General features: G+C 44.9%; 12 protein-coding genes. 5 read left to right on the top strand and 7 right to left on the bottom strand.

Annotation, left to right across the window (positions count from 1 at the left end):
• The first annotated feature begins 391 nt into the window (after positions 1-391).
• The gene (locus HMPREF0240_RS20945) at positions 392-2,125 is read left to right on the top strand and encodes an NFACT RNA binding domain-containing protein (RefSeq protein ID WP_009005400.1); all 1,734 of its coding nucleotides are present in this window, start codon (positions 392-394) and stop codon (positions 2,123-2,125) included.
• A gap of 149 nt (positions 2,126-2,274) precedes the next feature.
• Here the strand turns inward: HMPREF0240_RS20945 and HMPREF0240_RS20935 are convergent, their stop codons facing one another.
• The 3 genes from HMPREF0240_RS20935 to pheA are packed head-to-tail and all read right to left on the bottom strand — an operon-like array spanning position 2,275 to position 5,558.
• Entirely contained in the window at positions 2,275-3,096 is an 822-nt protein-coding gene (locus HMPREF0240_RS20935) for a DUF6612 family protein (protein WP_009005398.1), read from the bottom strand.
• A gap of 12 nt (positions 3,097-3,108) precedes the next feature.
• The gene (locus HMPREF0240_RS20930; RefSeq protein WP_009005397.1) at positions 3,109-4,401 is read right to left on the bottom strand and encodes an ATP-binding protein; all 1,293 of its coding nucleotides are present in this window, start codon (positions 4,399-4,401) and stop codon (positions 3,109-3,111) included.
• 26 nt (positions 4,402-4,427) lie between these two features.
• A complete protein-coding gene (gene pheA, locus HMPREF0240_RS20925; protein ID WP_009005396.1) occupies positions 4,428-5,558 on the bottom strand; it encodes a prephenate dehydratase in 1,131 nt (376 codons plus the stop codon).
• 84 nt (positions 5,559-5,642) lie between these two features.
• Here pheA and HMPREF0240_RS20920 point away from each other — a divergent pair, with 84 nt between their 5' ends.
• From HMPREF0240_RS20920 to HMPREF0240_RS20905, 4 genes are all read left to right on the top strand, one after another.
• On the top strand, positions 5,643-6,020 hold the full coding sequence (locus tag HMPREF0240_RS20920) for a hypothetical protein (RefSeq protein ID WP_009005395.1): 378 nt from the start codon (positions 5,643-5,645) through the stop codon (positions 6,018-6,020).
• Between the two features lie 93 nt (positions 6,021-6,113).
• Positions 6,114-6,650: a nitroreductase family protein gene (locus HMPREF0240_RS20915; RefSeq protein WP_009005394.1), complete on the top strand. Its 537-nt coding sequence runs from the start codon at positions 6,114-6,116 to the stop codon at positions 6,648-6,650.
• 39 nt (positions 6,651-6,689) lie between these two features.
• A complete protein-coding gene (gene pyrB, locus HMPREF0240_RS20910; protein WP_009005393.1) occupies positions 6,690-7,610 on the top strand; it encodes an aspartate carbamoyltransferase in 921 nt (306 codons plus the stop codon).
• A 74-nt stretch (positions 7,611-7,684) separates the two neighbouring features.
• Positions 7,685-8,125, top strand: coding sequence for an aspartate carbamoyltransferase regulatory subunit (locus HMPREF0240_RS20905; protein WP_347462636.1), 441 nt, complete (start codon positions 7,685-7,687; stop codon positions 8,123-8,125).
• A gap of 37 nt (positions 8,126-8,162) precedes the next feature.
• On the opposite strand, the gene HMPREF0240_RS20900 is transcribed toward HMPREF0240_RS20905, so the two are convergent.
• From HMPREF0240_RS20900 to HMPREF0240_RS20885, 4 genes are all read right to left on the bottom strand, one after another.
• Positions 8,163-8,702, bottom strand: coding sequence for a flavodoxin domain-containing protein (locus HMPREF0240_RS20900; protein WP_009005391.1), 540 nt, complete (start codon positions 8,700-8,702; stop codon positions 8,163-8,165).
• Positions 8,689-9,186, bottom strand: a complete 498-nt coding sequence (locus tag HMPREF0240_RS20895; RefSeq protein WP_009005390.1) for a MarR family transcriptional regulator — start codon at positions 9,184-9,186, stop codon at positions 8,689-8,691. The genes HMPREF0240_RS20900 and HMPREF0240_RS20895 overlap by 14 nt, the downstream gene beginning before the upstream one ends.
• Positions 9,187-9,312: 126 nt before the next feature.
• Positions 9,313-10,212, bottom strand: a complete 900-nt coding sequence (locus tag HMPREF0240_RS20890; RefSeq protein ID WP_009005389.1) for a tyrosine-type recombinase/integrase — start codon at positions 10,210-10,212, stop codon at positions 9,313-9,315.
• Positions 10,213-10,552: 340 nt separating this feature from the next.
• Positions 10,553-11,584: a 3-deoxy-7-phosphoheptulonate synthase gene (locus tag HMPREF0240_RS20885; RefSeq protein ID WP_009005388.1), complete on the bottom strand. Its 1,032-nt coding sequence runs from the start codon at positions 11,582-11,584 to the stop codon at positions 10,553-10,555.
• Positions 11,585-11,594: the final 10 nt, after the last annotated feature.

The raw sequence follows: 11,594 nt of genomic DNA, 5'->3' as shown, positions 1-11,594 counted from the left end.
CTGTATATGCCGTTGCGAGAATGCTGAGAGTGTGGTTTAGTGCTTCTTGAACCCCCGCTGCCGGACAGACGGGGAAAAACTTGATCACCGAATCAAGTTTTTGCTGAACCCAGCGCGGGAAATCATCAGATTTCCCGTGATGTGTTCAGCGTACCCGTCTGTCCGGCAGCGGGGGTTCTAGAAGCACTTGACCGCACGGGTGCATTTCGCAACGGCATATACAGCCCCAGTACCTCCCCGGCATCCCTGTCATTAAGCGTCCCCGTCCGCCAACGCGACTAAAGCTCGTTGCCTAAATCCCGATTCAGGACTTTCCCGATGCCCCGCTTTATGATACAATATAGAAATATTAATTTCACGATGATTCAACATCTGAAGGAAGGATTATATCATGGCATTTGATGGAATTACCGTGGCCTCTCTGGTCCACGAATTAAAAGAACAGCTGCAGGGTGGAAGGATTGCCAAAATTGCACAGCCTGAAACAGACGAACTGCTTCTCACACTGAAAACACCGGCCGGACAGAGGCGGTTGTGTATTTCTGCGAGCGCATCCCTCCCCCTTATATATCTAACGGACTCCAACAAACCCAGCCCCATGACGGCCCCTAATTTCTGCATGCTGCTGAGAAAACATATCAGCAACGGCAGGATTATCGATATCTGTCAGCCAGGTCTGGAGCGCATCATCCACTTTACCATTGAACATCTGGATGAGCTGGGGGATCTCTGCAGGAAGGATCTCGTTGTGGAAATTATGGGCAAACACAGCAACATTATCTTCTGTAGCAGCGAAGGAATGATCATCGACAGTATCAAGCACGTTTCCGCCCAGATGAGTTCTGTCCGGGAAGTGCTTCCAGGAAGAGACTATTTTGTCCCTGATACTATGGACAAGTCCGATCCGCTGTCCACGGATGAATCTGCCTTTCTTGAAAAGATTAAGTCAAAGCAGCTTCCGCTCGCCAAGGCCATTTATACAAGCTTTACCGGAGTAAGTCCCGTGGCAGCCAGGGAGATCTGCTTTTTGTCAGACATTGATTCTACCGTCACAACCGAGACTTTGGAAGATGAGACACTGCGGCATCTGTATCGTCAGTTTTCTCTTGTCTTTACTTATGTAAAAGAAGGATGCTACTCTCCTGCGATCTATTACGATGGACAGGAACCAAAAGAATTTTCTGCGCTGCCGCTGACTCATTTAGAAAACTGCACACGGATGGATTTTGATTCCATGTCCCAAGTGCTGGAGACTTATTACGCCTCTAAAAATGCTCTGACCCGCATCCGGCAGAAGTCAGCTGATCTGCGCCATATTGTGCAGACGGCCCTGGAGCGCAGCCGCAAAAAATGTGATCTGCAGCTCAAGCAGCTCGCCGATACCGAGAACCGGGACAAATATAAGGTTTACGGGGAGTTAATCAATACTTACGGCTACAACCTGAAGGAGCGCGCCCGGCAGCTGGAAGCACTGAATTATTATACGAATGAGATGATCACCATCCCGCTGGACGCCGCGAAAACACCGCAGGAAAATGCCCAGCGCTACTTTGATAAATATAATAAGCAGAAAAGAACCTATGAGGCTCTCTCCCGTTTTGTCCAGGAGACACAGGATGATATCACTTATCTGGACTCCGTAAGCACGGCACTGGATATCGCCCTGACAGAGGACGATCTTGCCCAGATCAAAGAGGAGTTGATTGGCTCTGGCTATATGCGCAGGAAGTTTACCAAAAAGAAGGTTAAAATAAAAAACACGCCGCTGCATTATCTTTCCAGCGACGGTTTTCATATGTATGTAGGGAAAAATAATTTTCAAAATGACGAACTCACTTTCAGCTTTGCAACAGGCAATGACTGGTGGTTCCATGCGAAAGACGCCCCTGGTTCCCATGTTATTGTAAAAACAAACGGTGAAGAACTTCCCGACAGAACCTTTGAGGAGGCCGGCCGGCTTGCCGCCCATTACTCGAAAGCACGCGGAGGAGAAAAAGTAGAAATAGACTACGTTGAAAAGAAACATGTGAAAAAACCGAAAGGCGCCAAGCCTGGATTTGTAGTGTATTATACAAACTACTCGCTGATCATCGACAGCGATATCTCACAGATCCAGGAAGTTTAGGCAATATACCTGAACGGAACTAAAAGGCTGCTCATAATATAAAATGCCCTGCCCGGATATGAGACCGATGCGGATGACCGCCGTTTCAAATTCGGACAGGGCATATACAATTATCACTCTTATGAAAAAGTGTTCGGCTGTGCTTCTTTCTAACCCGCCTGTCCGCACGCCTGCAGGACTTCCTGAGGCACCTCTATCTTCTCTACCTGATCAAAACCAGTATACCCCAGCTTGATTGTAAAGTCGTTTACATTGGTAGTTTTTTCATATTTATCATACAGATCGTTCATAACATCTGTCATGTCTACGATGATGCGTGCAGGGAGCATTTCTTCTTTATAGATATCGATCGTGATCGGAATCGATAGTCCTGAAATCGCATCTTCTTCCGGAAGCTCCACCAAACCAAAGGCCCCCATCATGTCCAGACCCATGAACTTCAGAAGTTCTTTACCGCTAATATCACCATACATCTCATAGCACTCTTTATTTTCCACCAAAACGGTCTCTTTTGCTATATGAAAGGATTTGATGGAATCTCCTGCCTCCTGGAACAGATTTCCGTTAAATGTGCTCTTTTGTGCACCTTCTGCAGCCTCTCTGCTCCACTGCCCATACATACTGCTGTATGTGACAAACTCATCGCCCTCCGTCACCTGATAGATCTCCATATCACTGCCTACCTGGGTTCCGCTGAAATTTACTTCCGCGGACCCTTTCGCATGTCCGGCTTTTGGCTTTGTTGTATTCTCCATCTGCATGTCCATTGAGATTTTTGTTAAATCAAGTACATCTTCCAGCTCAATGTCCATCTCTAATGAATTGGAAACTGATTTTACTTCCGCAAGATTTTCTGTAACCGCTGACATCATCTTTTTTGGAGTCAGTTTCCCGCTGCAACCGGTCACCGCACCGACACATAGAGCCAGCATGATCAGTGCGCATCCCGTATTTTTTACCTTTTTATTCATGAATTACCTTTCTTATTCCTGCCCGAGCAGATAATCAATGAACTGCTGTGCCGTTCTTCCTGACAGGCCGCCATGGGTAAGTTCCCACTGGTTTGCCTTCAGAAGCAGTTCTTCCTTGGGCATTGCTATCTGATTCTGCTTTGCCAGTTCTTTTACGATCTGCTGGTATTCTTTTTTGCTCGGAGAGCCAAAATATATTGTCACGCCGAATCTTGCGACAAGAGACAGCTTTTCCTGCACCGTATCATTGGTGTGCAGCTCCTCATCCCTGTCCGCCTTATCCTTAAATGTCTCCCTTACCAGATGGCGTCTGTTTGATGTAGCGTAAATCAGTACGTTGTTAGGCTTTTTCTCCAGCCCGCCTTCGATGACTGCTTTCAGATACTTATACTCTATCTCAAATTCCTCAAAAGACAGATCATCCATATAGATGATAAACTTATAGTTTCTGTTTTTAATCTGCGCTATCACATCATTCAAATCCTGAAACTGATGCTTGTAAACTTCAATCATACGCAATCCCTGGTCATAATACTGGTTCAAAACCGCCTTAATAGATGAGGATTTGCCGGTTCCCGCATCCCCGTACAGCAGGCAGTTGTTTGCCCTCCTTCCCTCCACAAAGGCTTTTGTATTGTCGATCAGTTTTTTCTTTGCAATCTCATATCCCACAAGGTCATCGAGATGAACGTGCGCAATGTTTGTTATGGGAACAATCTGCACGCCTTCCTCCTCCGGATGCTCTACCCGGAAAGCCTTGTGAAGCCCCAGTTTTCCAACGCCGAATTCTTTGTAGAACTGCGTCAATATCTCCTGGAAAGCAGCCACATTCCCCGCTGCTTCCAGTGCACGCCCCAGCCCGCAGATCCTGTCCCTGATGCGCTTGTTAAACACCTTGCTGCTCTCATTGACATTCTGATAATCCTTCAGGATGGAAAAACATTTTAACTCCAGCGCTTCTTCCATTTTACTGAAATCATAATCGAACAGCTCTTTAAAAACACCGAAATCATAGCGGGCGATCTCGTTGATACTTCCCTCCACAGGTCCGATGATTTCGCATGAGGTACTGTATGCATTCTCGTCGCTGGCCAGCAGAAACGCCAGGTATGTATGCCACAGATTTCCCTCAAAGCCATGGCTTGCGGAAAGCTCGAGCAGGGCATTCACACACTCAAAAAACAGGCTTCTTAAGTCCTCTCTGTTGTAATATTCATTCTCAAAGTTCTCCATAAGAAATGTCATGTCGAGCAGGATATCTCCGTATTCCATATTCTTATACAGCATTAATTCGTTTGTACGCATTGCCTCTTCCTCTTTTACATAATCTCTTAATAATTGCCCAGTATCTTCAGATTTCTGGCTTCTTCCCTAAGGCCACGGATAGCATTCTTAACAGCCGGCTGAGCCATGTTGCCTTCGAAATCCACGAAGAAACGGTACTCCCAGTTCTTCCCCTCCACCGGGCGTGATTCGATCTTGGTCATATTCAGATCATTATAAATGAAATGAGACAGAATCCGGTACAGAGATCCGCTTTCATGGGTCACCTCAAAACAGATACTGATCTTGGACGCATCCTGCAGAAAAATTTTCTGATTGGTCACAACAATAAATCTTGTGGAATTGTTTGGTTCATCATTAATATTATCCTGAAGAACGGACAGTCCGTGTACTTTTGCGGCATAAGCGCTGCATACTGCGGCCTGTGTCCGGTCCTGGTCCTCCAGAATCTTCTTTGCTGCAATTGCGGTATTCACAACACTGATTTGCTGCCAGCCACTGTGTTCATCCAGAAAACGGCTTGTCTGCATCAGAGCTTCCGCCTTGGAATAGACTCTCTGCAGCTGATTCAGGCTGGTTCCGGGCAGGCCTGACAGTGTATGGGTAATCGGGATGATCGTCTCCGCTACGATAAAATTTTCAAATTCTACCAGAAGGTCGTACATCTCATTGACCGCTCCGGCAGAAGAATTTTCGATGGGCAGTACGGCATAGTCCGCGGAGCCTTCTTCGATTGCCTCCATGGCATCCCGGAATGTTCTGACATGAAAAGCATTGCAGTTTTCTCCAAAGTAATGCTGCATGGCGGCCTGGCCATAAGCACCTTCGACTCCCTGGAATACGACCCTGGCATTGTGTCCCTCCAGAGACTCCACCTCAATAAACGGAAGCCGGCCTAGGGCCCCTGCTTCCACCAGCTGCTGATACTGAAGTTTCCGGCTCATGGACATGAGCTGCTCGTACAGTTCCTGGATCCCCTTCTTGTTGAAATCACCGGACACTTTTGCCGAAACATCAGTCAGCTTTTCCTTCTCCCGCTGTTTGTCAAACACCTTTCTGCCAGTGTTTACCTTCAGTTCGCCGACCTCTTTGCACACCTGCATCCTGTTTTCGTATAACTTTACAAGCTGGTTATCGATCTCATCCAACTGTAATCTCAGTTCTTCCAATGTTGCCATTTCTACTTCTCCTTTGCACAAACTAAAAAACATTATAATACATTTTACGTATAAAATCTACGTTTCTTAAACATACTTTTCATTATGAAGAATAAATTTATCATATGCGGCACTTTGGGCTGGTGCATGGAAATTGTATTTACAGCCCTCCATTCTTTTAAAAAGAAAGAATTTACCCTTGTCGGGCGCACCTCTATATGGATGTTTCCCATTTACGGCGCGGCATGCCTTCTCACGCCTGTCTGCCGTTTGTTAAAAGGGAAAAATCCCCTTTTGAGAGGCGGCGTTTATACCTGCTGTATTTTTCTCGGTGAATTTCTCTCGGGCAGCGTCCTGAAAAGGCACCATGCCTGTCCCTGGGATTACAGCAAAGCAAAATACAATTTAAAAGGCATCATACGGTTTGACTATGCGCCTTTATGGTTCGGCGCCGGTCTCCTGTTTGAAAAAATCCTGCGCTGACTTTTGGCAGCTCCCTTTCAAAATTCCTGTTGAAAATCGACTTATTTTAGTATATGATTAGTTGAAGAGAATTTTGAATAGGGAGGTTTACAAATGAACACTATTGAATGTATTAAGAGTCGAAGAAGCATCCGCAAATACAAGCCGGATCCCATTGACCATTCTATGATTGATTCTATTGTTTCTGCAGCATCTTATTCTCCTTCCTGGAAAAACACCCAGATTACCCGCTATATTGCAATTGAAGATCCATCCATTATCGGAAAAATCACAGAGGAATTCACGTATGAGCACAATGCCGGTATTATTAAACAGGCACCCATGCTGATTGCTGTTACTTTTCTGAAGGGAAGGTCTGGTTTTGAGCGCGATGGCTCTTACACTACAAAAAAGGGGGACAGATGGCAGATGTTTGACGCCGGGATCGCTTCCCAGTCTTTTTGTCTGGCGGCGCAGGAGTATGGACTTGGCACCGTGATTATGGGAATTTTTGATGAGGACGGAATATCCGGGCTTCTGGAGCTGCCCGAGGATCAGGAACTGGCTGCATTGATTGCCGTTGGTTATCCGGATCACGAGCCGGAAGCGCCAAATCGTAAATCTGTAGAAGATTTACTGCAATACAGATAGATTAAAGATGCCCCTATTCGGCATATAAGGAGGTTATTTATGAGACACTTAATGAGTCCTCTGGATTTTTCCGTTGAGGAACTAGACGAACTGCTGGGCCTGGCACAGGATATTGAGGCACATCCCGATAAATATGCACATGCCTGCGACGGGAAAAAACTTGCGACTTTATTTTATGAACCAAGCACACGTACACGGCTGAGCCACGAAGCGGCTATGCTGAACCTTGGCGGCAGCATCATGGGATTTTCTTCCGCTGAATCAAGCTCAGCTGCAAAGGGAGAGAGCGTTTCTGATACGATCAGAACCATTTCATGTTATGCAGATATCTGCGCGATGCGCCACCCGAAAGAGGGTGCGCCTATGGTTGCCTGCCAGCACTCTTCTATCCCGGTAATCAACGCCGGTGACGGAGGCCATCAGCATCCGACACAGACGCTGACCGATCTGCTTACAATATTGAATGTTAAAGGACGCCTGAACAAAATGACCATAGGACTTTGCGGAGACTTAAAGTTCGGCCGCACCGTTCATTCTCTGATCCATGCATTAGTACGTTATGAAGGAATCCAGTTTGTTCTGATTTCACCAGAAGAATTAAGACTTCCGGATTACATGCGCCACGATGTACTGGACAAGCTGAATATCCCTTATCAGGAAGTGGTCCGTCTGGAAGATGCAATCCCCAAACTGGACATACTGTATATGACGAGAGTCCAGAAAGAGCGTTTCTTCAATGAGGAAGACTATGTGCGCATGAAAGATTTCTATATACTGGACAAGAAAAAAATGCGGCTTGCACCGGAAGACATGTATGTACTTCATCCGCTTCCAAGAGTGAATGAGATTTCCGTTGAGATAGATGATGACCCAAGGGCCGCCTACTTCAAGCAAATGCAGTACGGAGTTTATGTCCGTATGGCACTCATACTCACTCTTCTGGATATCCATGTAGATTAAAAAGAGGCAATCATCTTTTACGTCAGCTTAAATACACAAAAGATGGCATATTTTAAGAAAGAAGGAGAACTATGGTGAAAAATACATTAAACGTCGGCCGCATCTCAGAAGGCTTTGTACTCGACCACATCGAAGCCGGCAAAAGCATGGAAATATACAAATACTTACATCTCGATAAGCTTGACTGCTGTGTGGCCATCATCAAAAATGCCAAGAGCAGCAAAATGGGCAAAAAAGACATCATGAAGATCGAGTGTCCGATCGATTTTATGGATCTGGACATCTTGGGCTTTATCGACCATAAGATCACGGTCAACATCGTCCAGAATGAGGAAATCGTAGACAAAAAGCGTCTGACCCTTCCGAAAGAGATCCGGAATGTCATCCGCTGCAAAAACCCCCGCTGTATCACATCCATCGAGCAGGGCCTGGATCACGTGTTTGTCCTCACAGATGAAATAAATCAGATCTACCGCTGCAAATACTGCGAAGAAAAATATACAGATAACAAGTAAGAAGGAAGAGCAAAGGGGTCTGACCCCTTTGCTCTTCTTATTCAGAATATTCTAACAATTCTTTCATGTTTTCCTTTTTGCAATAATCATATGAATGCGTCAACATCTCTGCCATCGCCTGTTCTTCCGGGGTTTTATCCGCCTTTTTCTTCATCATCCCGGCAAACATCTTCATCATTATTTTATATTTGAGGCTCATTTTCTCGTAGTTCAATCCGGACTGAAAATAGAATGCCGGAATGTTCTTTTTCTCTTCTGCTGTAAAATTTGCATCCATAGCGCCCTGAATTATTTCTTTTGACTCCGCAGGGGTGGCGCCGGTGGCGAATACGATGAGCTTAACATCCGGATATGCTTTCATCTGCTCTTTTATTTTTTTCAGGCCCTTAATCGATCCCGCGTAGAATCCTCCTCCGTAAATCACAGTCTGATAATCCGCTGGCTTTTGATTCCTCCAGTCTTTGATATCCATAACCTCACACTTTAAATCTTCTGCGATCCATCCTGCATATTTTTTTGTAAATCCGGTTTCAGAAGTATAAACTACTACTTTCCTGTTCGTATTATTGCTGTCCATGGCTTTCCTCCACATATTTTTCAATCTCTGAAATATTCTCCTGCAGTTTCATAATCCCCTGATACAATGCACATGTTTCCCCATCCGTAAATTCATGAAATAAAATTTCCAGTACTTTCTGCTGCATTTCTCCCACCCGTTCCGTATATTCCTTCACTTTATCTTCCAGCATCACGCATACCGCCCTGGAATCCTCGTCCCGCCGCTCTAATCTTAAAAATTTCTTCTGCTCAAGAGAGGCTGCGATTTTCTTGACATTTTGTCTGGAACAGCCCATTAACCTGCCCAGATCGGTTAGCGACATGGGACTCTCCGAGGTTCCTGCCATTGCCAGCAGAAGCCACTGCTTCATAGTGATTTCTTCGTCCAGCTTATCACAGGCAGTCTGCAGACGGTTCTGTATGAGGAAAATACTTGCAAAAATCCCCTGTCTTCTCATGATTTCGGTATCTGCATATTCATCCATCAATTGTTTTAATTCCATACTTTCTCCTTTTAAGGAAAGCGCAACATGTTACCCTTTTTATTTTAGTAACATGTTGCGCTTTTGTCAACTAATAATTTTATAAGAAAATTTCTTAAGTTAAAACATTGCTAAAAAATGAGAACCTTAATAAGATGGGGGTTCAATTTTAATTTTCACCAGCTCATTGGCCTTTACGAGAAGATGATCCCGGTACTGCCTGTTATGATATTTCTGGATCTGAGTCTTCGTAATTCCCATCTGCTTTGCCACCTGTCCGGGCTTTGCATCGTAGGCAAACATGGCGGTTCCGCATGTGGTACGTATCTTTTCTGCGCTGTATGCCGGAATCCCCGCCTTCTGTGTATACTTTTTAAGCATGCGGCTGATATACATTTTATTAAGAGGCCCGCCGGTTCTATTATAAAACAGGTAATCTGCCGGCTCTCTTCTGCTTAAATAATTCTCTAAGATAACGGATACATCTTCCGGTATATAGCACACCGTTTCCCTGCCTTCAATATAAGCAAATGTTCCATTTTCATAGACCGCCAGATTCTCCGGCCTCAGTTCTGCTATCTCGTTGGAGGAAAGCCCTGCCCTGTGAATCAGAGCTATGATTGTGTAAGACATCGGATCTTCCTGTACCGCCTGATAGAGCGCATCCATATCTTCCACGGGAACAGAATGTACAAACTTCTCCTGCTGTCTGAGCCTCTTCAGCCATGGATAAAAGTAATCTTCAAATGTATCCGGCAGCTCATACTCTGCTTTTCTATCTGCAGCATATGAGGCAAAAGAATGCAATTCCCAGAATTTTTTGGACAGGGTACTCATACTCATCTTTCCAGACGCTTCTTTTTCCAGGAGATATGTATAATACATTTCTGCATTCTTACCGGTCATATGGAAGAAGTTTATTTTACATGTTTTTTCAAATTCTGTAATCTCTGTAAGATATGCCTCCGCTGTATCTTTGCTTTTAAAATGCTCAGCATACTCCCTCCAGATACGATGTTCTGCTATTCTGAATATTTGTGCCGCCATGTCAGCCCTCCCCTTTCTTGTCCGTAAAACCGCGAAGCGGAATCCTTGATTTGTTACCAGTATACTTCCTACTGTAACATTTTGCAATATACTTTATACCAACAACGCTTATATTTTAACTATTTTTCCAACTGTCTGCCCTTTTGACTAAAAAATATGAATCATGACGTACTGCAAAATTTTACCAGGCTCAAATCCGATATAAAAGGCCAGGGGAAATGCACTAATAAAAAGTGCCTTCTCCTGGCTTTAAACTACGCTGCGCTTTAATTTTATACAGCTTCTTTCCATTCCCCTGTCTGTGGAATTTGCATGCATTGTGTGTATCTTCTTCTCTTTCCTAACAGCTCTCTGCGATTTTATAAATCAGTTCTTCCGTATCTTCCCAGCCCAGGCACGGATCGGTAATGGATTTTCCATATGCCCGGTCGCATTCTATGCTCTGACAGCCTTCCAGAAGATAACTTTCGATCATAACGCCTTTGATCAGATTTTTCAGATCAGGATTGTAATTTCTACTGTGCATTACTTCGCTCACGATTCTTATCTGCTCTTTGAACTGCTTATTTGAATTGGAATGGTTCGCATCTATCAACGCGGCCGGATTCTTCAAATCCTTCTTCCCATACATATCCAGCAGTCTCACCAGGTCTTCATAATGATAGTTAGGTATACATGTCCCATATTTATCAACGCCGCCTCTTAATATCACATGTGCAAGATCATTTCCTTCTGTTGTCACATCTATCCCCCGATATATAAAATTATGGGAGTTCTGTGCAGCAATCACGGAATTCAGCATAACGGAAAAATCACCACTGGTCGGGTTCTTCATTCCGATCGGAATATCCATACCGCTGGCTGTCAGACGATGCTGCTGATTCTCAACAGAACGGGCGCCGATTGCCTCATAGGACAAAATATCGTCCAGATAACTTCTGTTTTCCGGGTACAGCATTTCATCTGCCGCCGTAAGGCCGCTTTCTTCTATCGTCCGGATATGCATTTTCCGAATTGCAATGATCCCTGCAAGTAAATCCGGCGCCTGATCCGGCTCCGGCTGATGAAGCATGCCCTTGTACCCTTCGCCTGTGGTTCTCGGCTTGTTGGTGTAAACCCTCGGAATCAGAACAAGTCTGTCAGAAACTTTTTCATTTACCCGTGCCAGCCTGCTCACATATTCACATACTGCATCCTCATTGTCCGCTGAACAGGGACCTACAACAACCAGAAATTTATCTGATTTTCCGGTAAATACATCCCGGATCTCCCGGTCTCTCCGGCTCTTTAATTCAATGATCTTGTCTGACAGCGAGTATTCTGCCTTCAAATCTGCCGGCAGCGGCAGCTCCGCATTTACTTTCATTCCCATTTTACTACCT

It is taken from the genome of Clostridium sp. D5 (assembly GCF_000190355.1).
Lineage (GTDB): Bacteria > Bacillota > Clostridia > Lachnospirales > Lachnospiraceae > Faecalicatena > Faecalicatena fissicatena_A.
The sequence above is the reverse complement of the archived record's forward strand: the minus strand, read 5'-3'. Positions and strand labels throughout refer to the sequence as shown.